Below are 26,769 nucleotides of genomic sequence, written 5' to 3'. Positions count from 1 at the left end.
AGCGGGGCCATGCTTGAGTGGCAGACATGACCCGCTCCGCCGTACTCCGCTCGCTGCGGACGATCGTTCCAGACACCGTCATCGAGCAGCACGAGGTGCGCGACATCTTCGCCTCGCAGCCCGACGTCGGGCGCCTCGCGCAGAGGATCATCGGAGCATCCTTCAACGGATCGGGCATCGACACCCGTCACACGGTCATCGAAGAGCTCTCCTCCACGGCGAGCACCGACGCGACGCTCTTCTTCGATCGGGAGTCCGGCCTTCTGCAGTCTCCGGGAACGGCCGCACGCAACGACGTCTACATACGCGAGGCGTCTCGTCTCTTCGTCGAGGTGGCTCGCAGCGCGCTGGACGCAGACCCCGACATCGTCGCCGCCGACGTCACGCACGTCATCACCGCATCGTGCACGGGCTTCCATGCGCCGGGCCCGGAGTACGAGATCGTGCGGGGGCTGGGTCTCTCAGACAGCGTGCAGCGCTATCACCTCGGATTCATGGGCTGCTACGCCTCACTGCCTGCGCTCCGAGCGGCGAGCCAGTTCTGCGCGGCCGATCCCGCTGCCGTGGTGCTCGTGGTCAGCGTCGAGCTGTGCACCGTGCACCTTCGATCGTCGGAGGACCCGGATCTCATCGTGGCCAACTCCCTCTTCGCGGACGGGGCGGCCGCCGGCATCGTCACAGCGCGCGATCTCCCGACACCGGTGCCTGCCGTCCGCCTCGACGGCTTCCACACGGCCATCGCCGCCGAGGGCGAGAAGGACATGGCCTGGACGATCGGCGACCACGGCTTCGAGATGATCCTGTCGACCAAGGTGCCGCAGATCATCGGCGAGACCATCATCGGCGCCATCCGTCCGCTCTACGCCCGCGAGGGCGAGCTCGCGGCCGCGTTCGACGAGGGGAAGGTGGGGGAGCGCGTGGAGCACTGGGCGATCCACCCCGGCGGACGCAGCATCCTCGACCGCGTGCAGGAGCGACTGCAGCTGAGCGACGCGCAGCTGCACCCGGCTCGGGAGACGCTGCGCGAGAACGGCAACATGTCGAGCGCGACGGTGCTCTTCGTGATCAAGCGGATCCTCGACGACGGCGCCGCCGACGGGTCGCGGGTCGCGGCGATGGCCTTCGGACCGGGGTTGACGGCCGAGAGCGCATTGATGACGGTCACCACCGGCGTCCTGTGAGACACGACCTCTCGATGCGCGCCACCGAGGTGCGCGAGCTCATGGACGATCCGGATGCGGACATCGGGATGCTGGAACAGACCTACAGACGCTTCCGGCTCGTGAACGCGCTCGTCTCACGGCCGGGGCTGCTCTATCGTCGCGAGATCCGGCCGCGCGCCCGCCGCGGTCCCATCCGCATCCTGGACATCGGCGCGGGCGGCGGAGACGTGTGCCGGATGATCGCGGCGCGGTTGCGGCGCGCAGGTCTCGACGCCGAGATCACGGCACTCGACGCCGACGAGCGGGCGATTCGCTGGGCTGCCGATAACGACCACGGAGCCGGCATCCGATATCGCTGCGCCTTCGCCGCAGACCTCGTGGCGGAGGGGGAGCAGTACGACGTGGTCTTCTCGAATCACGTGCTGCACCACCTCACTTCGACAGAGCTCGACGGCCTGCTGCGCGACTCCGAGGCGCTCGTCGGCGGCGGTGGCGTCGTGGTGCACCGGGACATCGCCCGCACCCGATTCGCCTATGCCCTGTACGACGCCGCGACCTGGGTCCTCTCGGGAACGCTCTTCCGCGGCTCGTTCATCCGGGAGGACGGCCTCATCAGCATCCGCCGCTCATACGCGCGGAGAGAGCTCGCCTCTCTCGTGCCCTCAGGGTGGGCTGTGCGCTTCGGCCTCCCCTCACGGCTGGAGTTGAGCTGGAAGGCCGGGGCGGCGTCATAGACGCACGAAGGCCCGACACGCGTGAGCGTGTCGGGCCTTCGACGATCTGATCTTCGGATCAGAAGTTGATCATGTGACCCGCGAGGCCGTGGAAGCCCTCCTGCAGCGCCTCCGACAGCGTCGGGTGGGTGTGCACGTTGCGGGCCAGCTCGAGAGCCGTGAGGTCCCACTTCTGGGCCAGCGTCAGCTCGGGCAGGAGCTCGGAGACGTCGGGGCCGATCATGTGGGCGCCGATGAGCTCGAGGTGCTCGGCGTCGGCGATGAGCTTCACGAAGCCGACGGGCTCGCCGAGTCCGTGCGCCTTGCCGTTCGCCATGAACGGGAACGTCGCGACCTTGATCTCGCGCCCTTCGTCCTTGGCCTGCTGCTCGGTGAGGCCGAACGAGGCGACCTGCGGCGAGCAGAACGTCGCGCGGGGCATCATGCGGTAGTCGCCGAGCGTCTGGGTCTCCGCGCCGCCGATGGTCTCGGCCGCGACGACACCCTGCGCCTCGGCCACGTGGGCGAGCTGCAGCTTGGCGGTGACGTCGCCGATCGCGTAGATGCCCTCGACGTTCGTGCGCATGTGGTCGTCGATGTCGATCGCGCCGCGCTCGGTGAGCTTGACGCCGGTGGCCTCGAGACCGAAGCCCTCGATGTTGGGGGCGAAGCCGACCGACATGAGCACCTTGTCGGCTTCGATCGAGCTCTGCTGGCCGTCCTTGCCGGTGTACGACACGGTGACGGACGAGCCGTTGTCGACGACGGACTCGACCTTGGTGGAGGTGAGGATGTCGACGCCGTAGTTCTTGTACTGCTTCGCGATCTCCTTCGACACGTCGGCGTCCTCGTTGGGAAGCGCGCGGTCGAGGAACTCGATGATCGTGACCTTGACGCCGTAGTTGGTCATCACGTACGCGAATTCCATGCCGATGGCGCCGGCTCCGACGATGACGATCGACTTCGGGAGCTCGCGGCTGAGGATCTGCTCCTCGTAGGTCACGACGTTGTCGCTGAGCTGGACGCCCGGAAGCAGACGAACTTTCGAGCCGGTCGCGATGATCGCGTTGTCGAAGGTGACCTCTTCGGTCGAGCCGTCGGCCTTGGCGACCGAGATCGCCTTCGGGCCGGTGAAGGTGCCGCGACCGTCGTACTCGGTCACCTTGTTCTTCTTCATCAGGAAGTGGATGCCCTTGACGCGGCCGTCGGCGACGACACGGCTGCGGTCGAACGCCTTGCCGTAGTCGATCGTGAACTCACCCGAGATGCCGAAGAAGTCGGCCTTGTGGTTGAGCGTGTGCGCGAGCTCCGCGTTCTTCAGGAGAGCCTTGGAGGGGATGCAGCCCACGTTGAGGCAGACACCACCCCAGTACTTCTCTTCGATGATGGCGGTGGACAGACCGAGCTGCGCGCTGCGAACCGCAGCGACGTATCCGCCAGGACCTGCACCGAGGATGACGACATCGTAATGTGGCATGCCTTAAGCCTATCGCTCCGAGGGAAGGTCGGAATCGGTCGAAGCCGGGTCGCGGCGCCCGCGGACCACGAGCCAGACGACGATGCCGAGGATCACGAGCACTCCGACGATCGCGAGCACCCAGATCAGCGTCGTGGAGGCGGATGATTCGTCGCTCTCGGGGGCGGGAGTGACGTCGGTGCCGGGGCCCGCGGTCGCGACCGGAGCGGGAGCGGCCGTGGCCGTCTCCGTGGGCTCGGCGCTCGGCTGGGCGGTCGGGGCGGTCTCGGTGCTGTTCGCGACCGTGAAGTCGAACTCTCCCGAGGTCGGGTGGCCGTCGCTCGAGACGACCTTCCAGATCACGTGATAGGCACCCTCAGGGGCCTCCGTGGCGAGCTGCTGCGTCACGATCGCACCCTCGACGGTGGCATCGCCCTCGGTGACCGAGTTGCCGGAGGGGTCCGTCACGACCACCTCGGTCGCGCCGGTCTCGTCGATGAGCTTCGCGCTGAAGGTGAGCGTCAACTCGGCGGGGAGCGTGTCGACCGTGCTGTCGGCCTCGGGGGATGACGCGAGCAGACTGTCGTGGGCCGAGGCGGAGAGAGGCGCGAACAGCACGAGGAACGCGGTCAGAAGGGCGGCGGCGAGTGCGACCGGAGCTGCAGGGAGGCGGCGGGCTGTGGTTTTCACATCCTCAGCCTATGAAGTGTCCGTATGCGATGCCTGAGTGTGAAGCGAGCTCCCGCGAGCGGCATCGGATCAGTTAGTCTGGAGGACTAGGAGGGCATAGTGACAGACAGCCAGAATCGATCGGGCGGAGACGCCGCGATCCACCGTCCCGGCGAGCAGAGGCACGACGTGACGCAGACGTTCGGGCACGACTCGGACCTCTCCTTCGTGCCTTTCGGCGTGGAGCTCACCGACGTGGAGCAGGGCGCCATCGCAGCGCTTCCCTCCGGTTCCGCACTGCTTCTGGTGCGCTCCGGAGCTCTCGCGGGGGCCCGCTACCTGCTCGACACCGATGTGACGACCATCGGTCGCCACCCCGAAGCCGACATCTTCTTCGATGACGTGACCGTCTCGCGCCGCCATGCAGAGGTGACTCGCAACGGCTCGACGTTCGAGATCATCGACCAGCGCTCGCTCAACGGAACCTACGTCAACGGCGAGCGTGTCGATCGCAGCGCTCTGGTCGACGGCACCGAGCTTCGTGTCGGCAAGTTCCGGTTGAACTTCTTCGCCTCTCCCGTCGATCGCGTCGCGGCGATCGACTGATGGCGGCTTCTCCCGCCCGCGAACGCTCTGCGTCCGCGGGCCTTCTGAGCATCGGTCAGGTGCTTGCTCGGCTCACACCAGAGTTTCCGGAGCTCACCTCCAGCAAGCTCCGCTTCCTGGAGGTGCAGGGGATCGTCAGCCCGTCGCGCACGGAGTCGGGCTACCGCAAGTTCTCGCAGGCCGATATCGAGCGACTGCGCCTCGGCCTCACGCTGCAGCGTGACCACTACCTCCCTCTCAGCATCATCCGAGAGCAGCTCGACGACGCTGAGGCGAACGGCGACTCAGCCGCCCTCGCTCCGCCGCCGTCGATCACGCCGACGCCTCGTCGCTACCGCCGCAGCGAGCTCCTGTCGGCAGCCGGTGCCGGCCCGCAGCTCCTCAACGATGCGATCAGCACCGGTGTCATCGTGGCGCAGGAGAGCTACCCCGAGTCGACCGTCACGCTGCTGCGCGGTCTGGTCGCGCTCGACCGCCATGGCATCGAGCCGCGCCACCTGCGGTCGCTGCGTCAGGGCGCCGAGCGCGAGGTCGCGCTGATCGAGTCCGCCATGTCGTCTCTGCTCCGTCGCACGGACGCCGCATCGCGGGCGAAGGCGAGCGACATGGCGCCCAACCTCGCCGCGAAGATCGACGAAGTGCGCTCGCTCTTCGTCAAGGACGCACTCACCAGGTTGCTTTCGTAACGAACTGATTGCGACACACCTTCGGCGTCCCACGGATGTCATTGCCGGTGCCGGAGGGCTGCTCTAGCGTGGAGGTAACAGCTCCAGGGAGGATTTCAAATGAATGCGGATGAGCGTGCAGGCGACCCGCGGTTCGTGCCGGAACTCCTCTTCACCGATGGCCTGCCGGCCATGGACGACGAGGTCGGCTACCGGGGTGCGGTGGCGGCGCGTGCAGCGGGCATCACCTACCGTCAGCTGGACTACTGGGCACGCACCGAGCTCGTAGAGCCCACTGTGCGAGGCGCCAGCGGGTCGGGCTCTCAGCGCCTCTACGGCTTCCGCGACATCCTCGTGCTCAAGCTGGTGAAGAGCCTGCTCGACACCGGTATCTCCCTGCAGCAGATCCGTACCGCGGTCGACGAGCTCCGCCGCGCGGGCATCCGCGATCTCGCGGGCACGACCCTCATGAGCGACGGTGCGTCCGTCTACCTCTGCACGTCGAACGACGAGGTCATCGACCTGGTCAGCCGCGGTCAGGGCGTGTTTGGCATCGCCGTGGGCAAGGTGCTTCGCGAGGTCGAGTCGACCCTCGTCGAATTCGACGCGACATCACCCGACCCGGTCGACGAGCTGTCGGCGCGTCGCACCAAGCGCTCCGCCTGAGCATCCGCGGCTCCGAGCCGCGCCCCGCACGAAGAAACGGCCACCCTCGCGAGAGGATGGCCGTTCTGCTGTCTGCGGTGGATCAGGCCTGCGGGCCGGAATCCGCGACCTGGATGCGCCCGGTGCGGATGATCCGATCGAGCAGCTGGTCGAAGTCGGCAGCGAGTTCCTGAGCCGAGTCGCCGGGCCAGATGTGCAGCGGCTTGGCCGCACCCTGGGCCTGCTGCAGCGACGTTCGCTCCGGAAGCTGCGGGGAGAGCACGAGGGGGCCGAACATGTCGCGCAGTTCCTTGATGCGGAACTGGTGCTCGATCGACTGGGGCCGCACGCGGTTGACGACGATGCCCAGCGGCTGGAGACGAGGGGAGAGGCCCCGACGGATCTCCTCGATCGCGCGCAGCGCGCGATCGGCCGCGGCGACGGAGAAGAGGCCGGGCTCAGTGACGACCATCACGCGGTCGCTCGCCGCCCAGGCCGTGCGGGTGAGGGCGTTCAGCGACGGGGCGCAGTCGACGAGGACCAGGTCGTAGTCGGCTTCGACGGAGGCCAGCGCCTCTTCGAGCTTCCACACGTCACGCACGCTCGGGTGCGGTCCGTCGAAGTTGATCGCTGACGGGCTGCCGATCAGCACGTCGATGGTTCCGGGGTGCACCTTCGCCCAGCCGCTGGAGGTGATCGCCTGACGGACGACCTTCTCCTTCGGGTTGGCCAGGACATCGGCGATGTTGAGCCGACCGGCCACCTGGATGTCCATTCCGGTGGACACATCGGACTGAGGGTCGAGGTCGACGACGAGCGTTCGGACACCACGGGCGAAGGCCGCTGAGGCCAGGCCGAGGGTCACTGTCGTCTTGCCGACGCCTCCCTTGAGAGAGCTGACGCTGAGTACGTGCACGAACACCACGTTACCTTCCCCTAGGCTGGGTGCACACTCAGCCCCGCCCCATGCGCGCCGATTAGAAGTGCGCATCGAGCTTCCAGAGGTGTGCATGTTCCAGAAGATCCTTGTGGCGAACCGCGGCGAGATCGCGATCCGTGCCTTCCGTGCGGCATTCGAGGTCGGGGCGAGAACAGTCGCCGTCTTCCCGCATGAGGACCGCGGCTCCGTCCACCGGCTCAAGGCGGACGAGGCCTACGAGATCGGCGAGCGCGGTCATCCCGTCCGCGCATACCTGAACGTCGACGAGATCATCCGCGTCGCGAAGGATGCGGGTGCGGACGCGATCTACCCCGGATACGGCTTCCTGTCCGAGAATCCCGAACTGGCCGAGAAGGCTGCCGCGAACGGCATCGTCTTCATCGGCCCGCCCTCGAAGGTGCTCGAGATGGCAGGCAACAAGGTCGAGGCCAAGCGCCACGCGATCGAGGCCGGGGTTCCCGTGCTCCGCTCGACCGAGGCCTCCGATGACGTCGACGCGCTCGTGGCCCAGGCATCGGACATCGGCTTCCCGCTGTTCGCCAAGGCCGTCGCCGGCGGTGGCGGTCGTGGCATGCGCCGGGTCGAGTCTGCGGCGGAGCTCGCGCCGGCACTGGCAGAGGCGATGCGCGAAGCGGAGAGCGCCTTCGGCGACCCGCGGATGTTCCTGGAGCAGGCCGTCATCCGTCCCCGGCACATCGAGGTGCAGATCCTCGCGGACAAGACCGGCGAGACCGTCCACCTCTTCGAACGCGACTGCTCGGTGCAGCGACGTCATCAGAAGGTCGTCGAGATCGCCCCGGCCCCGAATCTCGACGATGACATCCGCACCGCGCTGCACGGGTACGCGGTCGCGTTCGCGCGATCCATCGGATACGAGAACGCGGGAACGGTCGAGTTCCTGCTCGAGACCGCGGGGGAGCGCACCGGCGAGGTCGTCTTCATCGAGATGAACCCGCGCATCCAGGTCGAGCACACCGTCACCGAGGAGGTGACCGACGTCGATCTCGTGCAGAGCCAGATGCGCATCGCCGCAGGCCAGACCCTCGCCGAACTCGGACTCGAACAGCACAGTCTGCAGGTGCGCGGAGCGGCGCTGCAGTGCCGCATCACCACGGAGGACCCGACTCAGGGGTTCCGGCCCGACACGGGCAAGATCACCACCTACCGCTCCCCGGGAGGTGCGGGCATCCGTCTCGACGGCGGCACCGTGCATCAGGGTGCGCAGATCAGCCCGCACTTCGATTCGATGCTCGCCAAGCTGACCTGCCGCGGGCGGGACTACCCGGCGGCGGTGGCACGCGCTCGGCGGGCGCTGGCGGAGTTCCGCATTCGCGGCGTCTCGACCAACATCCCGTTCCTGCAGGCCCTGCTCGAGGATGAGGCGTTCATCGCCGGCGACGTGAGCACGTCGTTCATCGACGAGCGCCCGGATCTCCTCCGCGGCCGCGAGTCGAAGGACCGCGGCACTCGGATTCTGAACTGGCTGGTCGACGTCACGGTCAACAAGCCCCACGGGGTCCACCCGGGTTCGCTGGACCCGGCTGCCAAGCTCCCGGCCGTCGACCTCGACTCGACCCCGGTCGCCGGTTCGCGACAGCGTCTGCTCGAGCTGGGCCCGGAAGGCTTCGCCCAGAGCCTGCGCGCGCAGAGCGCTCTCGCGATCACCGACACGACCTTCCGCGATGCGCACCAGTCGCTGCTCGCGACGCGCGTGCGCACGAAGGATCTCGTCGCAGCCGCACCGCACATCGCCCGGTTGACGCCTGAGCTGCTCTCGGTCGAGGCCTGGGGAGGGGCGACGTACGACGTCGCACTGCGCTTCCTCGGGGAAGACCCCTGGGAGCGTCTCGACAAGCTGCGGGCGGCGCTTCCCAACGTCGCGATCCAGATGCTTCTGCGTGGACGCAACACCGTGGGTTACACGCCCTACCCGACGGCCGTCACCGAGGCGTTCGTGCGGGAGGCGGCGGCAAGCGGCGTCGACATCTTCAGGATCTTCGATGCGCTCAACGACGTCGAGCAGATGCGACCGGCGATCGAGGCTGTTCGCAACACAGGCACGGCGGTCGCCGAGGTGGCGCTCTGCTACACCGGTGACCTTCTGAACCCGGCCGAGGATCTCTACACGCTCGATTACTACCTGAACCTCGCGGCCCAGATCGTCGATGCGGGGGCGCACATCATCGCGATCAAGGACATGGCGGGACTGCTGCGACCCGCGGCGGCCGCGAAGCTCGTCGCGGCGCTGCGCGAGCGCTTCGCCCTGCCCGTGCACCTGCACACGCACGACACCCCCGGCGGCCAGCTCGCCACACTGCTCGCTGCGAGCGACGCAGGGGTGGATGCGGTCGACGCGGCATCCGCTCCGCTCTCCGGCACGACCAGCCAGCCTTCTCTCTCATCGCTCGTCGCTGCGCTCGCGCATACGGATCGCGACAGCGGCATCTCCCTCGACAGCGTCTCGGATCTCGAGCCGTACTGGGAGGCGGTCCGCCGGATGTACGCGCCGTTCGAGTCCGGACTTCCCGGCCCCACCGGGCGGGTCTACCACCACGAGATCCCGGGCGGTCAGCTGTCGAACCTCCGTCAGCAGGCGAAGGCGCTCGGGCTCGCAGACGACTTCGAGCTGATCGAGGACATGTACGCTGCGGCCGATCGAATCCTCGGTCGTGTTCCGAAGGTGACGCCGTCGTCGAAGGTGGTCGGCGATCTTGCTCTGCACCTGGCCGCGGTCAAGGCCGATCCTGCTGACTTCGAGGCGAACCCCGAGAAGTACGACGTGCCCGACTCCGTCGTCGGTTTCATGGCGGGCGAACTCGGCGATCTGCCGGGCGGATGGCCGGAGCCCTTCCGCACGAAGGTGTTGGCGGGGCGTGCCGTGCGCATCGGCATGACGGAGATCTCCGCCGACGACGAGGCAGCGCTGGCGGGCGACAGTGCGACCCGTCGTGCGCGGCTGAACACGCTGCTGTTTCCTGCACCCATGCGCGAGTTCACCGAGAGACGGGAACTGTTCGGTGATCTCTCGGTGCTCGACACCGCTGACTACCTCTACGGTCTCGTGCAAGGCCAGGAGCACGTCGTCGAGATCGATCGCGGCGTCCAGCTGTACGTGGGTCTCGAAGCCATCGGAGATGCAGACGACAAGGGCATGCGCACCGTCATGACGACCCTCAACGGTCAGCTGCGGCCCGTGTTCGTGCGCGACAGATCGGTGGCGGTCGACGTCCACGAGATCGAGAAGGCTGACACATCGGTGCCCGGTCAGGTGGCCGCGCCGTTCTCGGGAGTCGTGACCCTGAAAGCGGACGTCGGTGACTCGGTGCGCGCCGGTGAACCGGTCGCATCCATCGAAGCCATGAAGATGGAAGCGGCCATCACCGCCCCCGTCGACGGCGTGGTGGAGAGACTCGCGATCGGCGCGACGCAGCAGGTCGAAGCCGGAGATCTTTTGGTCGTCATCCGCCCGGCGCACTAATCTTGTGCGGGCGAGGCCGCGTTCGACGCAACGCACCCGAGGCCCGCACAAGCTTGGAGTGACACAGTGACCCCGAAGAACGTGGCAGACAACCCGGACGACGAGTCCAGAGGGGTGCTGGACGACGCTACGTCTCTGGATACCTCGGCCATCGGCATACTCGGCAACACGGCGCAGGTGAGCGTCGTGCTCCCGAAGGACGACGATGACGACCTGGAGGACGATGGCGTCGTCGAGGGCGAGGTCGTCGCCGACCTGATCATCGACGAGCCGGTCGCCGCGGCGAAGGCCGCTGCAGAGATCTCACCGGCACCGCTCGGCGCTGCTCCGATGATCATCGAGCTGCCGCCGGAGCCCGTTGCGGACGAGGATCGGACCGGGGTGACCGAACCCGAGTCCGACGCGGTTCAGGAGCCCGAACCCGAGCCCGAGCCTGAGCCCGAATTCGAGCCGGAGTCGGAGCCGGACCCTGACTTCGAGGCGGAGCCTGAGGCCGACCTCGACTTCGAGCTCGAGCCGGCTCTGGAAGCCGAACCGGATCTGGAAGCCGAGCCCGAACCGGAAGCATCCTCCGAGCCTGACCTCGCGATGGAGCCGGAGCCGGCCCTCGAGGCGGACGCGTCTTCCGAGCCCGACCTCGTGATCGAGTCTGAGCCGGAAGCATCCTCCGAGCCTGACCTCGCGATGGAGCCGGAGCCGGCCCCCGAGGCGGAAGCGTTCTCCGAGCCCGACCTCGCGATTGAGCCTGAGCCTGAGCCTGAGCCTGAGCCTGAGCCTGAGCCTGAGCCTGAGCCTGAGCCTGAGCCTGAGCCTGAGCCTGAGCCTGAGCCGGAGCCTGAGCCTGAGCCTGAGCCGGAGCCGGAACCGGAACCTGAGCCGGCGCGCACCCGCGAACGTGCTCCGAGGACGGCACCCGTGACAGCCGTCGGCGCCACCGCTTCCGCTGCCACAGCTTCGGCAGCGCCCGGTGACGCGGTCGCAGCGGAGGCCGCCGCGGCCGCGGCGTTCATCGCCAGGGCGAAAGCCGATATCGACGCCGCGCCCAGCTCACGGAGATCGTCGGCAGCAGCATCACTCGCCAAGAAGGAGAGCTCGGTCATGAACGCTGAGAAGCCCCGACGGGCCGCGACCCCGGCGACCCGATCGGGCCGCACCGACGTGCAGCTGTCCGCGAAGCGTCTGGACGCTCTCGGCGACTCCTCTCGCGAGAGCGCCGACCTGCTCACCGCAGATCGTCTTCTCGACCCGCACCGCATCACCAAGCCAGAGCCCGAGGGCGCCTGGAGCCACTTCCTCTATACGATTTCCGGACGTCGGATCAACATCGGAGACGGACGCCGCGCCCGTGAGCGCAAAGCGCTGAGCGCCAGGATCGCCGCACCGATCGTCGGCGGCGCGCGATTCGTTCCGGTGCTGTCCCGCAAGGGCGGGGTCGGCAAGACGACCATCACCGCTCTGCTGGGTATGGCTCTCGCCGACGCCCGTGACGATCGCGTGATCGCGGTCGATGCCAACCCCGATCGCGGCACCCTCGCAGAGCGTGTGGTCCGCCCGCACCACAACAAGTCCGTGCGCGATCTCGTCCGGATCCATGACGAGGTCAGGGGATATCACGACATCTCCGCGATCGTCGCGCGAGACGCCACCCGCCTCGACGTGCTCGCGTCGGATTCCGACCCGCGGATCGCAGAGGCCTTCAGCGACAGCGACTACCGGGATGTGGCCGGTGTCGCCGCGCACTACTACTCGCTCGTGCTCACAGACACAGGCACGGGCATCGTGCACTCGGTGATGTCGGCCACGCTCGATCTCGCCGATCAGATCGTGATCGTCTCGGGGTTGAGTGTCGACGAGGCGCGCCTGGCGTCGGAGACGCTCACCTGGCTCGAGAGCAACGGATACGCAGAGCAGGCGCGTGAGGCCGTCGTGGTGCTGAACCAGTCGACCCCCGGTGCTCCGCTCGTGCGTCTCAACGAACTCGAGGCTCATTTCCGCACGCGCGCCAAGCATGTCGTGCGGATGCCGTACGACGCGCAGATCGCGGGAGGCGGGACCATCGTCTTCGCCAACCTGCAGCCGGAGACCCGAGTGGCAGCGCGCGAGCTCGCTGCGCTGCTCGTCGAGGGCCTGCGAGCGAAGGTCGACTGATGGCGGTGCGTGAGATCCGGGTCTTCGGAGACCCCGTGCTTCGTACGGTCTGCGCACCGATCGACGCCGTCGACGACGGCGTTCGAGCGCTCGTCGCCGACCTGATCGACACTGTCGAGCTGCCGGGGCGTGCCGGCGTCGCCGCTCCGCAGATCGGTGTCGCGCTCCGCGCCTTCAGCTACAACATCGACGGCGACATCGGCTATGTGCTCAATCCCGTCCTGACCGAGGTTCGTGGAGAGGCTGTGCCGACGGGGGAAGGCTGTCTGTCCGTGCCCGGACTCTGGCATGACGCGCTGCGTCACCCGTGGGCCAGGGTCGAGGGCATCGACCTCGATGGCGAGCCTGTGGTGCTGGAAGGAAGCGGCCTGATGGCGCAGGCGCTCCAGCACGAGACGGATCACCTCGACGGCAAGCTCTACCTCACGAGACTCGATGCCGAGACGCGCAAGCGTGCGATGCGCGAGATCCGAGAGAGCGCCTGGTTCTGAACTTCGGACGGATACGAGAAAGGCCCCGCCGCGGCGGGGCCTTTCTCGTATCTCGGTGGGTCAGCCGCCGAGGGCGACGTTCGTGGTGGTGACGGGCTCGTCGTAGATGGCGGCGATCTCGTCGGCGAAGTCGCTCATGATCACATTGCGCTTGATCGACATCTTGGGCGTGAGATGACCCGACGCCTCGGTCCACTCGCTGTCGAGCACCGTGAACTTGCGGATGGACTCGGCGCGGGACACCCGGGCGTTGGCGGCATCCACAGCCTTCTGGATCTCTGCTCGGACCGCGTCGTTCTTCGAGGCCTCCACGAGTGACATCTCCTTGGGGAGCCCGGCATTGGCGAGCCAGGTCGGCAGCATCTCGGGGTCGAGGGTGATGAGAGCCGAGATGAAGGGACGCTGGTCTCCGACGACGACGACCTGTCCGATGATCGGGTTCGCACGGATCGGGTCTTCGAGGGCGGCGGGTGCGACGTTCTTGCCGCCGGCCGTCACGATGATCTCCTTCTTGCGACCGGTGATGGTGAGGAACCCCTCGGAGTCGAAGCTGCCGATGTCGCCGGTGCGGAACCAGCCGCCCTCGCTGAACGCGTCGGCGGTGGCCGCAGGGTTGTTCCAGTACTCCTTGAAGACGTTGACGCCTCGCACCTCGATCTCGCCATCGTCAGCGAGCCGCACGCCCACTCCGGGGAGCGCCGGGCCGACGGTGCCGATCTTCGACTTGTCCGCGAGGTTCACGGTCGCGGGAGCGGTCGTCTCGGTGAGGCCGTAGCCCTCGAGGATCACCACGCCGAGGCTGTGGAAGAAGTGGCCGAGTCGCGCACCGAGGGGAGCCGAACCCGACACGGCGTAGACGACGTTGCCGCCCATCGCTTCGCGCAGCTTGCTGTACACGAGCTTGTTGAACAGTGCGAACTTGAGCCGCGTCCCGAACGGGACGCTCTTTCCCTCTTCGAGCAGCTTCGAGTGCTGGATCGCGACGTCGGCGGCAGCGCGGAAGATCTTGCCCTTGCCACCGGCTTCGGCCTTCTGCTCCGCCGAGTTGTAGACCTTCTCGAACACGCGGGGGACAGCCAGCAGGAAGGTCGGCTTGAACGATCCGAGGGCCGGCAGAAGCTGCCGGGTGTCGGGCTGGTGTCCGGTGCGGACTCCGGCGTGGATGTTGAGGATCGAGATGAACCGGGCGAAGACATGCGCGGTGGTGATGAACAGCAGTGTGGACGCACCGGGGGTCTGCACGACGGCATCCAGCGCCTTGGCGGAGTTGCGGCACAGCTCTACGAAGTTGCTGTGCGTGAGAACGCAGCCCTTCGGGCGACCGGTGGAGCCTGAGGTGTAGATGAGAGTGGCGATGTCGGAGCCGACAGCGATGCTGCGCAGGCGCTCGATCTCGGCGTCAGGCACGGACGCTCCTTGAGCGGTCAGCGAGTCGATCGCCCCGAGGTGCAGCTGCCAGACTTCGCGGAGCAGCGGGAGGTCGCCGCGCACCTCATCGAGGCGTGCGAAGTGCTCGGGCGACTCGAGCACGAGTGCGATGGCGCCGGAGTCCTCGAGGATCCACTGGATCTGCGAGGGCGAGCTGGTCTCGTAGATCGGCACCATGACGGCGCCCGCATAGAACAGGGCGAAGTCGACGAGGGTCCAGTCATAGGTCGTGCGGGCGAGGAAGCCCACCTTCTCACCCGGCTGGATGCCGGCGGCGACGAAGCCCTTGGCCAGTGCGATCACGGCGGTCTCGAAGTCGGCTGCGGTGATGTCGCGCCAGCCCTCGCCTTCGGGCACGGAGAACAGAGGGCGATCCGGCGTCGCCTTCACGCGCTTCGCCAGGAGGTCTGAGATGTTCCCCTCGGGATCGGCGGGGACGACGGCGGGGACTTCAAACTGGACCACGGCAGCTCCTTCGGTACCGGTCGGGCACTGGTTGCACACGAGTCTAGAGCATGGGACTCGGTCGCACCGCTAGTGGGACTCAGTCGCCAATCGCAGGTCATCGGGACATGGCGCTGGCGGATGCCGATCGCGGCGCTAGACTTCACCTCGATGTTCTACTGGCTGATGAAGTACGTGGCGATCGGCCCTGTGGTCAAAGCGATATTCCGACCATGGGTGGTCGGGCGCGCGAACATTCCGGCCAACGGTGCCGCGATCCTCGCCAGCAACCACCTGTCGTTCGCCGACTCGATCTTCCTTCCGCTGATGATCGATCGTCCCATGTCGTTCCTCGCGAAGAGCGACTACTTCACCGGACGCGGGCTCAAGGGCTGGGCCACCAAGTTCTTCATGAAGGCCACAGGGCAGATCCCGATCGACCGTTCGGGTGGCAAGGCCTCGGAGGCCTCTCTGAACACCGGTCTGCAGGTGCTCGGCCGCGGGGACCTGCTCGGCATCTATCCCGAAGGAACGCGAAGCCCTGACGGAAGGCTCTATCGAGGTCGCACCGGGATCGCGCGGATGGCCATGGAGGCGAAGGTCCCCGTGGTTCCCGTGATCATGGTCGACACCGACACCGCGATGCCGATCGGGCAGCGTCTGCCGCGAGTGGTGAGGGTCGGGATCGTCATCGGCGAACCCCTGGACTTCTCCCGGTACGCGGGTATGGAGAACGACCGCTACATCCTGCGGTCCGTCACAGACGAGATCATGGTGGCACTCCAGCGACTGGGTGAGCAGCAGTACGACGATGTGTACGCGTCGAGCGTGAAGGACAGGCTTCCCGCCCGCGTCACACAGCGCTCCTGAGGCATCCCGACTTCGCAGCGAGCACTAGGCTGGACACCATGCTCCAGCACCACATCGACGCGCTTGATGCGTGGCGTTCGCTCCCGATCAAGCAGCAGCCCCAGTGGCTCGACGCCGAGCGTGTCTCCGAGGTCTCCGCGCAGATCTCCACGCTTCCGCCCCTGGTGTTCGCAGGTGAGGTCGACAACCTCCGCGATCGTCTCGCGCGCGCAGCGTCCGGCAAGGCGTTCCTCCTGCAGGGCGGCGACTGCGCAGAGACGTTCGCGGGCGCCACCGCCGATCAGATCCGCAACCGCATCAAGACCGTCCTGCAGATGGCGGTCGTGCTGACGTATGGCGCGTCGATGCCCATCGTGAAGATGGGTCGCATGGCAGGCCAGTTCGCCAAGCCGCGGTCGAGCGACACCGAGACCCGCGGCGACGTGACGCTTCCCGCATACCGTGGCGACATCGTGAACGGCTACGACTTCACCGAGGCGTCTCGGCGAGCCGATCCGGGTCGTCTGCTTCAGGGCTACCACACCGCTGCGTCGACGCTGAACCTGATCCGCGCGTTCACCCAGGGTGGCTTCGCCGACCTGCGCGAGGTGCACTCGTGGAACAAGGGCTTCGCGCAGAACCCGGCCAACCAGCGCTACGAGCGCATGGCAGCCGAGATCGACCGGGCCATCAAGTTCATGGAGGCGGCCGGAGCCGACTTCGACGAGCTCACCCGCGTCGAGTTCTTCACGGGCCACGAAGGCCTGCTGATGGACTACGAGCGCCCGATGACCCGCATCGACTCGCGCACGGACACCCCGTTCAACACCTCGGCGCACTTCCTGTGGATCGGTGAGCGCACGCGCGAGCTCGACGGTGCGCACGTCGACTACTTCTCCAAGATCCGCAACCCCATCGGCGTCAAGCTCGGTCCGACCACGACGCCGGAGACCGCTCTCGCACTGATCGACAAGCTCGACCCGAACCGCGAACCGGGGCGTCTGACGTTCATCACGCGCATGGGTGCGGGCAAGATCCGCGACGCCCTTCCGCCGCTGCTCGAGGCCGTCCGCGATTCGGGCGCGCAGCCGCTATGGGTCACCGACCCGATGCACGGCAACGGGATCACGACCCCCACCGGCTACAAGACGCGTCGCTTCGACGACGTGGTCGATGAGGTGCGTGGCTTCTTCGAGGCGCACCGCGCGGTCGGGACGTTCCCCGGCGGAATCCATGTCGAGCTCACCGGCGACGACGTCACCGAGTGCCTCGGAGGCTCCGAGCACATCGACGAGGCTGCACTGGCGACCCGCTACGAGAGCCTCTGCGATCCTCGCCTCAACCACATGCAGTCGCTGGAACTGGCGTTCCTCGTGGCAGAAGAGCTCGAGAAGCGCTGACCGACGAGCCTCACAGAGAGACGGCCCCCTCCGCACACGGAGAGGGCCGTCTCTCTGTCAGCGGCGAGCACGCACCACGGGGAGCGGACGAGTGGGGGTCGGACGGGTTTCGCCCTAGAACGCGCTGCTGCGGATCTGCAGGGTGATCTCCGTGCCCTTGGCGCGCTGAGAACCTGCCCCTGGATCCGACCCGGTGACCTCTGTGAAATCGTTGGGGAACGCGTTCCAGATGCCGTTCCACGTCGGTTCGAAGCCGGCATCGCGGATCGTCCTGGCCGCCTCATCCCGGCTCATTCCCTCGACATCCGGCACCGGGAACAGCTCGGGTCCTTTGGAGACGATCAGCTGGACGGTCTCGCCCGGGCGCCGATTGCCCTCCTCGGCACGGTCGGTGACCCCGATGACGATGTCCTTCGCGACAGAATCGCTGAAGACGAACTGCGAATCGGGGTTGACCTCGACGCCCTTGTCGCGGAGCGTGTTGGTCGCCTGGTCCACGCTCATCCCCGCGACATCCGGGAAGGCGCCGGCCGAGACGTAGAGTTCGACGGTGTCGTCCTCGAGCAGCTCGCAGCCCTCGGCGCACGCGTACACCTCGCCACCTGCGCGAGGCGTCACGAAGGCGTTGATCACGCGACCCGCTTCGGCATCGGAGAAGAGCAGCAGGGGAGTCTCGGTGACGTTGACCTTGATGTCCGCGAGGTAATCGCGGGCCTCCTGCTCGGTCTTGCCGTTGAGGGTCTCCGCCGTGTGCGACGCGGGACCCGAGGAGACGAAGACGGTGACCTCGGTGCCCTTGTCGAGTCGCTCGCCCTCATCGGGGTCTGACCGGATGGTCTCGCCGGCTGGGACATCTATGGAGCTCTCCTCGCCGCGCACGGGCACGAAGCCCTCGGCGGTCAACGCCGAGGCGGCATCGTCGTACGACAGCCCGGCGACTCCGGGGACGGCGACGAGGGACCCTGGGCCGGATCCGAACCACCACCCGACACCGCCGGCCACCGTCGCGAGAAGCAGCACCAGCGTCAGCAGAAACGCGCCACGGGCGCGGCGTCGAGACGAACGACGCCGCAGGAGGGTCGCGTTGTCGACGGCGGCCTGCACCGGGGCGGTGGGGTCGGCGATGACCATCGTGCTCGGCATGACCTTGGTGAGGTCAGCGGAGTCCGCCTGCGAGCGCTGAGAGGCCGTTGCAGCGGCGACCGCGGGAGCGATGCCCAGACCACGCTCGATCTCACGCAGACGCTCCAGCATCTGACCGGCGTCGTCAGGACGCTCGTCCGGCGACTTCTCCGTCGCCCAGAGCACGAGCTCATCGAGCTGCTCGGGCACGCCGGGGTTTCGAACGCTCGGACGAGGCACCGACTCGGTGGCGTGCTGGAACGCGATCTGCATGGGCTGCTCGCCCTTGTAGGGCTGTTCGCCGACGAGCATCTCGTAGAGCATGATGCCGAGCGCGTAGATGTCGCTCCTGGCGTCTGCCGTGCCGCGGGTGACGAGCTCGGGTGCCAGGTAGGCGATGGTGCCGAGCAGCTGCTGGCCGGTGGCCGTGTTCGCGGTCGTCGCACGGGCGAGACCGAAGTCGCCGATCTTGATGCGGCCGTCTTCGGCCAGCAGCACATTCTCGGGCTTCACATCGCGGTGGACGATCCCGGCCCGATGCGCTGCCGAGAGTCCGGCGAGGACGGCATCCATGATCGTGATCGTCTGCGGGATCGTGAGCCGCTTCTGCTCGCGCAGCAGCTCGCGCAGCGTGATGCCCGGGAGGTACTCCATCACCAGGTAGGCGAGTTCGCCGTCCTGGCCCTGATCGAACACGTTGACGACATGCGGGTCGGCCAGCCGTGCCGCTGCGCGCGCCTCTTGGATGAACCTGCTCTGGAAGGCGGAATCGTCGCTGAGATGCGCATGCATGACCTTCAGAGCGATGCGTCGCTCGAGTCGGAGATCGGTGGCGACATAGACAGTGGCCATGCCTCCACGCGCGATCCGGGCCCGCACACGGTATCGACCGTCGACAAGCCGCCCGATGAGGGGGTCGGCCTGCTGATTGGTCGTCACGTCAAGATTCTATGGAGAACTGCCTGAAAGCCCGGGGAGCGGCTCGCCCCTTGCACCTGCGGGTTTGCTCAGAGGGCGGTCAGCCGTGGATGCCGAGCCACTGATATGCCTGGGTCTCCCACTGGCCGTATCGCTCGGGATATGCCGAGATCTGCACGGTCTGTGCGGCATCCGTGAAGCGCAGGGCTTCCCAGCCGGGGATGTCGAGAAGTCCGCGGGAGGCCTGTCCGTTCGGGTCTGCGGAGCCGCCGTAGAACACCCGCGTGCTGCGGTCGGGGTCGACCGCCTGCTCGGGGGTGCCCCAGCCCATGCTGGGGCGCTGCTGGAAGAGGCCGAGCGAGTCGCGGTCTCCCGACGGCAGATTTCGCATGCTCGACTCGACCATCGCAGTGGCGAGGGCGATCGCGATGGCACGGTCGGGCACGCCGAGCTCGCGCCCGATGCGGATGATGGTCGAGGCGTTGCCGGCCTGTTCGGCATCGAGGGTCGCGAACAGCTGCGCCGGTGGCGTGGTGGCGACCGCAGCCGGCGCGGGGGACGGAGCGGCGACCGGCGCGGCGGCGACGGTCAGGCTCTGACCGGGGTAGATGATCGCCCCAGAGCTCAAGCCGTTCAGCGCATAGAGCTGTGCAACGGTCGTGCCGTACTTCTTCGCGATCGCGAACAGCGTGTCGCCTGCCGCAACGGCGTGCGTCTGGCCGCCGGCCGCCACGGGAGCGGGTGCGGTCGTCGGGACCGCGGCCGGAGCGCCGGTGAGCGCAAGCTGCTGGCCGGGATAGATGACGGATGCCCTGGTGAGGCCGTTCGCGGCGAGCACGGCGTCGACGCTCGTGCCGTGCCGCTGCGCGATGCTGAACACGGTGTCGCCGGCAGCGACGGTGTGGGTGGCAGTCGAGCTCGTCTGGGCGGGCGCCGTGGGCGCGGTGGGCGCCGCGGGGCTGGCTCCCGCGGTCAACGACAGGGTCTGCCCCGGGTAGATGACCGAGCGCCAGCCGAGTCCGTTCCAGCCGAGCACGTCGACTGTCCGCAGCCCGAAGCGGTTCGCGATGGAGGAGATCGTGTCACCCGGCTGCACGGTGTACGAGGCGGGCGGCGCTTCGGCCGACGCGATGCGCGTCGGTGCTGACTGGAGCCGTTCGATCGGCGAGGAGACGGCATCCGCAGAGACGGGTGTGGCGGCGATCGCCGCCGAAAGGGTGCCCAGCACGGCTGCAGGTACCCCGAGCTGGATATAGCGCGTCCGTCGCGCGACAGCATGCGTTGTCAAGGTGCTCTCCCTTGTTCGACGTCCGCCCACGGTGGCACGTATGTATACGGAAGTCAACAGAAGTGACGGATGATGCTGGCGATGCGAATGTGACTCGAGGCCGCGATCCTGCCGGAAATGCGGTCGGCTCTCAGAGGTGAGATAGTTGCAAGGTGTCTGTGTCGTCTGAAAGCAACCCCTCCGAAACCCCGCAGTCCGGGGCCGCGTCCGAGAACGCTGTGAACACCTCCGGCGTCACCGCCACCGAGTGGCTGACCATGCCGGACCTCGTCGACGTGCTCGATGAGACGCTGGGCCGCGTGCGTCGGCTGATCGACGAGCATTACCTCATCGGATCGCGTCGCTCCGGCGTGTTCGCGGTTCCGTCGGTGTTCATCGTCGACGACCACCCGCTGTCTTCGCTGCGCGGCACCATCATCGTCCTGCAGGACGCAGGCTTCACCGATGACGAGGTCATCGACTGGCTTCTCGCTCCCGACGACGAACTGGGTCGCTCGCCGATCGACGCGCTTCTCGCCGGGCACAAGAGCGCCGTCCGCAGGGTCGCCCGAACCCTCGCCTGAACCGAGCGGACGCCACCGCTCGCAGCCGGCGCCCGACCTCAGGCCGATCGCACCGTCGCCGCGCGTGCGAGATCCCGCAGGTCGCCGACAGCCGCATTGTCGAGTCGCGCTCCGGAGAGCGCCCGATCGGCTTCCCGTGCGTAATCCTCGATCATCCGCTCCACGCGCTCGAGAGCGCCGGATGCCGTGATGGTCGCCTGTAGGAACGCGACCTGCTCTGCCGTGAGCTCGGGATCGCCGAGCATCTCATCGAACAGGTTGCGGGCCGACGTGTCGAGCGTCTGCCTCGTGAGGGCGACGAGCACCGTCCGCTTGCCCTCGCGCAGGTCGTCGCCCGCAGGCTTGCCTGTGACCGCGGCATCGCCGTAGACGCCGAGCAGGTCGTCGCGAAGCTGAAACGCCATCCCGACCGGATGACCGAACCGGCGGAGGGCCAGGAGCTGATCGTTGTCGGCATCTGCGATCGCCGCGCCGAGCACCAGCGGCTGCTCGATGCTGTACCGCGCGGACTTGAACGAGACCACCCGCAGGGCGCGCTCGACATGCGAGTCGGTGGCATGAACGCTCCAGGCGGACTCCTCGGCGATGTCGAGGAACTGGCCGACGGTGACATCTCGGCGCATGCGGCCGTACTCTCGTCGAACCGCCGCGGCATGGGGGAGCGGTTCGATCGCGTCCTCGAGAAGGTCGTCGCTCCAGGCCACCAGCAGGTCGCCGAGGAGGATCGCCGACGAGCGACCGAACGCCGCCGGGTCCCCGCGCCATCCTGCGCCGACATGGGCGCTCTCCAGGGCGCGGTGAGCGGCCGGCCGGCCGCGCCGAGTATCGGAGTTGTCGATCAGGTCGTCGTGCACAAGTGCCGCGGACTGGAAGATCTCCAGAGCTGCGCAGACATCCCAGAGGGCCGCGGACTCCTCGGCGTCGCGATCGCCGAAGCGTGCGACGGCCTGCCAGCCTGCATGACAGAAACGGGCGCGCAGTCGCTTGCCGCCCACGAGAGTGTCGGCGGCCGAATCGATCAGACCCTCGGCATCAGCGCCGTAGTCGGCGGACTCGCCCCGCATCCGGTCGAGGAACAGCCGCAGGCGTGCGGCGACGGCGTCGGAGACGAAGGAGGGGGTCGGCACGACTCCCAGCATACGTAAAGCCAACGGAGGCCCTTACTGCTAGCCCGCAGCGGCATACCGCGCGTAGAATGGACGGACGAATACCCGAGGGGGACGAAATGCCACTCTCCGAACAGGAGCAGCGTCTGCTCGATGAGATGGAACGCCATCTCCTCCACAACGACGCCGATGTCGTCAGTGCGCCGTCAGGCGATCGAGCTCTCAGCTACCGCAACCTCGTCTATGGAGCACTTCTGCTCCTCGCCGGGGTAGGCGGACTGATCGTCGGAGTCGTGCTCGGTGACGTCTGGGGCGTCGTGGTCGGCGTCATCGGATTCGCCGCCATGCTCGGGGGCGTCATGATCGCCGTGACCCCCGTTCGCAAGCCCCTCTCTGCAGTCCCGCGCGAGCGCGCACCCAAGCAGCGCAGTTCGGCATCCTTCATGGATCGCATGAACGATCGATGGGACCGCCGCCAAGACGGCAACTAACCCCACCACTTCCTCGAAGGCCCGGATGCTCTGAGCATCCGGGCCTTCGTCGTGTTCGGGCGCTGAATCCACGGTGAGCTGTGGGGGTGGACACCGGCGTACCGACCCCGCGCTGGTCCTCCACTGGCGCTCCACCTCCCTCCACTCTGAGAAGCCGCGTGATCTCGCGGTTTTTTTGCGCGCACTGACGCTCTCGCAGCCCCTGGTTGCGGATTGACCGTAGGTTTGTGGAGGAAAGTGGAGTAAAGTGGGGCGCACCTCGAGTTGGCCGGACGGAGAGGGGGTGATGGCTGATGTTGCTGGGAACGCATTCTCCGAAGTTGGACGACAAGGGACGGGTCATCCTTCCCGCGAAGTTCCGCGAAGACCTCGGTGGCGGCATCGTCGTCACCAGAGGGCAGGAACGCTGCCTCTACGTCTTCAGCACGGCCGAGTTCGAGGCGATGCACGAACGGATCCGTCAGGCGCCGCTCGCGAACAAGCAGGCGCGTGACTTCATGCGCCTGTTCCTCTCCGGTGCGAGTGCGGAGATGCCAGACAGCCAGAACCGCATCACCATCCCCGTGCACCTCCGTCAGTACGCGGGCTTGCAGAAGGAACTCATCGTCACCGGAGTCGGCGCCCACGCCGAGATTTGGGATGCCGAGAGCTGGAACAACTACCTCGCAGCCGGCGAGGAGACCTACTCCGATCTCGAGCAGGAGGTGATTCCGGGACTCTTCTGACCACGGCTGTGATGCCCCGCCGCTCCTGCCCCGACACACTTCCCCGGTGCCGGGTCGTGAAGCGGAGGGGGATCAGGGCCCTGGTCACCGACATACAGAGGTCACCCGAGAGAGATCATGAACCTCCGCGACATCCACACCCCCGTTCTGCTCGACCGCTGCGTCGAGCTCCTCGCTCCCGCCCTTCAGGCCGACGGAGCGGTGCTCGTCGATGCCACCCTCGGGATGGGTGGTCACTCCGAGGCGCTGCTCGAGCGGTTCCCCCACATCCGTCTCGTCGGACTCGACCGTGACACCGACGCCCTGCGCATCGCGGGGGAGCGGCTCGCCCGCTTCAAGGACCGGATCACACTCGTGCACACCGTCTACGACGAGATCGGGCTTCACGCCCAGGGCGCGGCCGGCATCCTCTTCGATCTCGGCGTCTCGTCTCTGCAGCTCGACGAGGCGGAGCGCGGCTTCGCGTACTCCAAGGACGCCCCGCTCGACATGCGCATGGATCAGACGAAGGGCGTCACGGCCGCCGAGGTCATCGCGACCTACAACGAGGGCAACCTGCGTCGCATCTTCGAGCGCTACGGCGAGGAGAAGCTCGCGGGCCGGTACGCGCGGTTCATCATCGCCGCACGCGAGAAGCAGCCGATCACCCGATCCGGTGAACTCGTCGAGATCCTCCAAGCGGCCACGCCTGCGGCGGCTCAGCGTGCCGGGCACCCTGCCAAGCGCGTCTTCCAGGCCCTGCGCATCGAGGTGAACGCCGAGCTCAACGTGCTGGCGGACGCGATCCCGTCTGCCATGGACGCTCTCGCCGTCGGCGGGCGCATCGTGGTCATGTCGTACCAGTCTCTCGAGGATCGACTCGTGAAGCAGGCCTTCGCCGCCGGCGCCGCCTCCACAGCACCCCGGGGTCTGCCCGTCGAACTGCCGGAGCATGCGCCCCGCTTCCGCATCATCACCAAGGGAGCGGAGCTCGCCGACGACGACGAGCGCGCGCGCAACCCCCGCGCGATTCCGGTCAGACTGCGTGCCGCAGAGAAAGTGCGGGAGAGCTCATGAGCCTGAACGTCGCAGTACGGAAGCCCAGCGCACTGCCCGGAGCCCCCGAGCGCGCTCCTCGCCGACGCCTCGAGCCGGTGACCGACACCCCGGTCCGCCGCAAGCCGAAGCTCGCCTACGCGCTCGCGGCACTGGCCGGGGCCATGATCATCGGAGCCGTGCAGATCGGACTCTCACTTGCGATCACGCAGGACTCGTTCGTGCTGGCAGGTCTGTCGGCGCAGCAGCACGAGCTGGACCTGCACGCCAGCGCCCTGCAGGAGGACCTCACCGGGATGAGCTCGCCTCAGTCGCTCGCCACCAGCGCCGCATCCCTCGGCATGGTCGTGGCAGGGGCTCCGTCCTACCTGCGACTGAGCGACGGCGCCGTGTTCGGTCAGGGAACCGGTGCGACGGGCTCATCGACGATCGATCCGAACGGCGCGGGCGCAGTGAGCAACTCCCTGCTGAACGACGTGCCGGTCAACGCCTCGACGGCAGACGACGCCGTCCCAGAAGGGACGACGGGTCACCCCGCGCAGGAGCTTCCGCCCGCGATCACCGATGGGCTTCCGAGCCCGAGCACCCGCTAGCCGAATCCGCCCACCACCGAGACCTGACGGAGAGAGTCCATGACGACACGAGCAACCCGCACGCCGCGGCGACGCACGGTCGTCGCGCTCGCGGTGATCCTGGCGATCCTGGCTGCGTTCGTCGTGCGTCTCGTCGACATCCAGGTGGTCAAGGCCGACGAGCACGTCGCCCAGTCGCTCGAGTTCATCGCCCACCGCACCTCGATCCCGGGCGAGCGGGGATCAGTGGTCGACAGCGACGGATCGGTGCTCGCCGAGAGCGTCCTGGTCTACGACGCGCAGCTCAGCCCTCAGGTCATCCGGCTGCTGGAGGAGGACGACAAGAACCCTCCGAAGCTGCCGTGGGCCGAGGCGTCGACCCGCATCGCCGAGATCATGGGCCTGGACGCAGACGAGCTGCGGGCAGAGGTCGCGGCGAAGCTCGCGCAGGACCCCGACTCGCAGTACCTGCCGCTGGTCAAGGGCCTCAGCACCGAGAAGTACATCGAACTGCGGGAACTCAAGGTGTCGTCGTACCTCGTCATGAAGCCGCGCGAGGTCAGGGTCTACCCGAACGGAGCGGTCGCAGGAAACCTCCTCGGGTACCTCGACGGCACCGGTACCGCGCAGGCCGGCGTCGAGAAGATGGACGAGAAGTGCCTCGCTCCCACAGACGGCGAGGAGTCGTACCGCACCGGCAAGAACAACGTCGTCATCCCCGGCAGCGAGAGCAGGGTGGATGCCGTCGACGGCGGCACCGTGCAGCTGACGATCAACAGCGATCTGCAGTGGTACATGCAGCAGATGATCGCCGAGGAGGCGCAGGCCCAGGGCGCCAAGGGCGGCACGGTCACCGTGGTCGAGGTCGGCACCGGAAAGATCCGCGCGGCCGCAGAATGGCCGACCATGGACCCCAACGATCTCGACGCCTCGTCGCCGGAGACCTGGACCAGCAAGCTCTTCACCTACCCGTTCGAGCCGGGGTCGACCTTCAAGGCGGTGACCGCTGCAGCCGTCATGGAGAACGCCGGCGTGACCATGACGAGTCCGACCGTCTCGGCGTCCTCGCACGAGAAGTTCGAGAACGGCGCCGTGATCAACGACGCGTTCGTCCACCCCACCTTCCAGTACACCCTCGCCGGCGCGCTCATCGACTCCTCGAACGTCGCGCTGTCGAAGTTCGGCACGATGGTGAGCCCGGACGTCCGGCACGACTATCTCGAGCGTTTCGGAGTGGGAGAGACCACGGTCGGTTTCCCCAGCGAGACGTCCGGTGAGATCCACCCCACGAGCGAGTGGGACAACCAGTCGCTGTACACGACCACCTTCGGTCAGTACTTCACGGTGACCGCTCCCCAGCTCGCCGGCGCCTACCAGGCGATCGCCAACGGCGGCCAGAAGATCGGCCTCTCACTGGTCGAGTCCTGCACGGCACCCGACGGCACGGTGGTCACCCCCCAGGCGCCCGAGCCGGAGCAGATCGTCAAGCCCGAGACCGCCGCCGACCTGACGCGGATGCTCGAGAACGTCGCCGTCCAGGGCGGCAACGCCGACCGGATCCAGGTCCCCGGCTACCGCGTGACGAGCAAGACCGGTACCGCACAGATCCCCGACGGCAAGGGCGGATACAAGTCCGGCGTGTACTACACGAGCATGGTGGGCTTCGCTCCGGTCGACGATCCGCAGTACGTCGTGGTGGTGACTCTCGATGAGCCGACTAGAGTTACATCGTCTGCTGCTACCGCCTCGGCCTTCCAGAAGGCGATGACCCAGACCATGAAGACCTACCGCGTGATGCCGTCCTCCAGCCCGATGGACGCACTGCTTCCGAAGTTCGAATAGACGGCGCCCTGC

23 protein-coding genes are annotated in these 26,769 nt (G+C 67.4%); 16 read left to right on the top strand and 7 right to left on the bottom strand.

What is annotated here, in order from left to right; translation table 11 throughout:
- Positions 1 to 26: 26 nt before the first annotated feature.
- On the top strand, positions 27 to 1,181 hold the full coding sequence (locus MRBLMI13_RS06625; protein WP_367819617.1) for a type III polyketide synthase: 1,155 nt from the start codon (positions 27 to 29) through the stop codon (positions 1,179 to 1,181).
- A gap of 14 nt (positions 1,182 to 1,195) precedes the next feature.
- Positions 1,196 to 1,897: a methyltransferase domain-containing protein gene (locus tag MRBLMI13_RS06620; protein WP_367819619.1), complete on the top strand. Its 702-nt coding sequence runs from the start codon at positions 1,196 to 1,198 to the stop codon at positions 1,895 to 1,897.
- Positions 1,898 to 1,955: 58 nt separating this feature from the next.
- Here MRBLMI13_RS06620 and lpdA read toward each other — a convergent pair whose 3' ends face one another.
- A complete protein-coding gene (lpdA, locus tag MRBLMI13_RS06615; protein WP_042538477.1) occupies positions 1,956 to 3,353 on the bottom strand; it encodes a dihydrolipoyl dehydrogenase in 1,398 nt (465 codons plus the stop codon).
- Positions 3,354 to 3,362: 9 nt separating this feature from the next.
- Positions 3,363 to 4,022 (bottom strand): copper resistance CopC family protein, encoded by a 660-nt coding sequence (locus MRBLMI13_RS06610; RefSeq protein WP_367819621.1) that lies wholly within the window; start codon positions 4,020 to 4,022, stop codon positions 3,363 to 3,365.
- 99 nt (positions 4,023 to 4,121) lie between these two features.
- Here MRBLMI13_RS06610 and MRBLMI13_RS06605 point away from each other — a divergent pair, with 99 nt between their 5' ends.
- The 3 genes from MRBLMI13_RS06605 to MRBLMI13_RS06595 all read left to right on the top strand — a co-directional run bounded on the left by MRBLMI13_RS06605 (position 4,122) and on the right by MRBLMI13_RS06595 (position 5,938).
- Positions 4,122 to 4,607 carry an FHA domain-containing protein gene (locus MRBLMI13_RS06605; RefSeq protein WP_153302217.1) on the top strand — a complete coding sequence of 162 codons (486 nt, stop codon included), beginning with the start codon at positions 4,122 to 4,124 and terminating at the stop codon, positions 4,605 to 4,607.
- On the top strand, positions 4,607 to 5,293 hold the full coding sequence (locus MRBLMI13_RS06600; RefSeq protein ID WP_042538473.1) for a MerR family transcriptional regulator: 687 nt from the start codon (positions 4,607 to 4,609) through the stop codon (positions 5,291 to 5,293). The genes MRBLMI13_RS06605 and MRBLMI13_RS06600 overlap by 1 nt, the downstream gene beginning before the upstream one ends.
- Positions 5,294 to 5,392: 99 nt before the next feature.
- Positions 5,393 to 5,938: a MerR family transcriptional regulator gene (locus MRBLMI13_RS06595; RefSeq protein WP_042538471.1), complete on the top strand. Its 546-nt coding sequence runs from the start codon at positions 5,393 to 5,395 to the stop codon at positions 5,936 to 5,938.
- Between the two features lie 82 nt (positions 5,939 to 6,020).
- Here MRBLMI13_RS06595 and MRBLMI13_RS06590 read toward each other — a convergent pair whose 3' ends face one another.
- Entirely contained in the window at positions 6,021 to 6,833 is an 813-nt protein-coding gene (locus MRBLMI13_RS06590; RefSeq protein WP_042538598.1) for a ParA family protein, read from the bottom strand.
- A gap of 94 nt (positions 6,834 to 6,927) precedes the next feature.
- Here MRBLMI13_RS06590 and MRBLMI13_RS06585 point away from each other — a divergent pair, with 94 nt between their 5' ends.
- The 3 genes from MRBLMI13_RS06585 to def all read left to right on the top strand — a co-directional run bounded on the left by MRBLMI13_RS06585 (position 6,928) and on the right by def (position 12,974).
- On the top strand, positions 6,928 to 10,335 hold the full coding sequence (locus MRBLMI13_RS06585) for a pyruvate carboxylase (protein ID WP_367819624.1): 3,408 nt from the start codon (positions 6,928 to 6,930) through the stop codon (positions 10,333 to 10,335).
- 66 nt (positions 10,336 to 10,401) lie between these two features.
- Positions 10,402 to 12,483: an AAA family ATPase gene (locus MRBLMI13_RS06580; RefSeq protein ID WP_367819626.1), complete on the top strand. Its 2,082-nt coding sequence runs from the start codon at positions 10,402 to 10,404 to the stop codon at positions 12,481 to 12,483.
- The gene (gene def / locus MRBLMI13_RS06575; protein ID WP_367819628.1) at positions 12,483 to 12,974 is read left to right on the top strand and encodes a peptide deformylase; all 492 of its coding nucleotides are present in this window, start codon (positions 12,483 to 12,485) and stop codon (positions 12,972 to 12,974) included. Before MRBLMI13_RS06580 ends, def begins: the two co-directional genes overlap by 1 nt.
- A gap of 60 nt (positions 12,975 to 13,034) precedes the next feature.
- On the opposite strand, the gene MRBLMI13_RS06570 is transcribed toward def, so the two are convergent.
- A complete protein-coding gene (locus tag MRBLMI13_RS06570; protein WP_367819630.1) occupies positions 13,035 to 14,867 on the bottom strand; it encodes an AMP-dependent synthetase/ligase in 1,833 nt (610 codons plus the stop codon).
- 150 nt (positions 14,868 to 15,017) lie between these two features.
- On the opposite strand from MRBLMI13_RS06570, the gene MRBLMI13_RS06565 reads away from it, so the two are divergent.
- Together MRBLMI13_RS06565 and MRBLMI13_RS06560 are read left to right on the top strand one after the other, a co-directional pair.
- Entirely contained in the window at positions 15,018 to 15,716 is a 699-nt protein-coding gene (locus MRBLMI13_RS06565; protein WP_042538590.1) for a lysophospholipid acyltransferase family protein, read from the top strand.
- A gap of 38 nt (positions 15,717 to 15,754) precedes the next feature.
- On the top strand, positions 15,755 to 17,095 hold the full coding sequence (locus MRBLMI13_RS06560) for a class II 3-deoxy-7-phosphoheptulonate synthase (RefSeq protein WP_042538465.1): 1,341 nt from the start codon (positions 15,755 to 15,757) through the stop codon (positions 17,093 to 17,095).
- Positions 17,096 to 17,209: 114 nt separating this feature from the next.
- Here MRBLMI13_RS06560 and pknB read toward each other — a convergent pair whose 3' ends face one another.
- Together pknB and MRBLMI13_RS06550 are read right to left on the bottom strand one after the other, a co-directional pair.
- Entirely contained in the window at positions 17,210 to 19,156 is a 1,947-nt protein-coding gene (pknB, locus tag MRBLMI13_RS06555) for a Stk1 family PASTA domain-containing Ser/Thr kinase (protein WP_367819632.1), read from the bottom strand.
- 79 nt (positions 19,157 to 19,235) lie between these two features.
- The gene (locus tag MRBLMI13_RS06550) at positions 19,236 to 20,423 is read right to left on the bottom strand and encodes a LysM peptidoglycan-binding domain-containing protein (RefSeq protein ID WP_367819634.1); all 1,188 of its coding nucleotides are present in this window, start codon (positions 20,421 to 20,423) and stop codon (positions 19,236 to 19,238) included.
- Positions 20,424 to 20,641: 218 nt separating this feature from the next.
- Between MRBLMI13_RS06550 and MRBLMI13_RS06545 the strand changes: the two genes are divergently transcribed.
- Positions 20,642 to 20,986 (top strand): Rv2175c family DNA-binding protein, encoded by a 345-nt coding sequence (locus MRBLMI13_RS06545; protein WP_331451978.1) that lies wholly within the window; start codon positions 20,642 to 20,644, stop codon positions 20,984 to 20,986.
- A 38-nt stretch (positions 20,987 to 21,024) separates the two neighbouring features.
- Here the strand turns inward: MRBLMI13_RS06545 and MRBLMI13_RS06540 are convergent, their stop codons facing one another.
- A complete protein-coding gene (locus MRBLMI13_RS06540; protein WP_414685950.1) occupies positions 21,025 to 22,050 on the bottom strand; it encodes a polyprenyl synthetase family protein in 1,026 nt (341 codons plus the stop codon).
- Positions 22,051 to 22,211: 161 nt separating this feature from the next.
- Between MRBLMI13_RS06540 and MRBLMI13_RS06535 the strand changes: the two genes are divergently transcribed.
- The 5 genes from MRBLMI13_RS06535 to MRBLMI13_RS06515 all read left to right on the top strand — a co-directional run bounded on the left by MRBLMI13_RS06535 (position 22,212) and on the right by MRBLMI13_RS06515 (position 26,757).
- A complete protein-coding gene (locus MRBLMI13_RS06535; RefSeq protein ID WP_042538457.1) occupies positions 22,212 to 22,583 on the top strand; it encodes a DUF3040 domain-containing protein in 372 nt (123 codons plus the stop codon).
- Positions 22,584 to 22,876: 293 nt separating this feature from the next.
- A complete protein-coding gene (gene mraZ, locus MRBLMI13_RS06530; RefSeq protein ID WP_042538455.1) occupies positions 22,877 to 23,308 on the top strand; it encodes a division/cell wall cluster transcriptional repressor MraZ in 432 nt (143 codons plus the stop codon).
- 117 nt (positions 23,309 to 23,425) lie between these two features.
- A complete protein-coding gene (rsmH, locus tag MRBLMI13_RS06525) occupies positions 23,426 to 24,364 on the top strand; it encodes a 16S rRNA (cytosine(1402)-N(4))-methyltransferase RsmH (RefSeq protein ID WP_042538452.1) in 939 nt (312 codons plus the stop codon).
- Positions 24,361 to 24,936, top strand: a complete 576-nt coding sequence (locus MRBLMI13_RS06520) for a hypothetical protein (RefSeq protein ID WP_056377154.1) — start codon at positions 24,361 to 24,363, stop codon at positions 24,934 to 24,936. The genes rsmH and MRBLMI13_RS06520 overlap by 4 nt, the downstream gene beginning before the upstream one ends.
- 39 nt (positions 24,937 to 24,975) lie before the next feature.
- Complete coding sequence (locus MRBLMI13_RS06515) at positions 24,976 to 26,757, top strand: peptidoglycan D,D-transpeptidase FtsI family protein (RefSeq protein ID WP_367819640.1); 1,782 nt, start codon at positions 24,976 to 24,978, stop codon at positions 26,755 to 26,757.
- Positions 26,758 to 26,769: the final 12 nt, after the last annotated feature.

Source organism: Microbacterium sp. LMI13-1-1.1, from assembly GCF_040815625.1.
Lineage (GTDB): Bacteria > Actinomycetota > Actinomycetes > Actinomycetales > Microbacteriaceae > Microbacterium > Microbacterium forte.
Note: the sequence above shows the minus strand (reverse complement) of the source record. Positions and strands in the feature narration are given on the sequence as shown.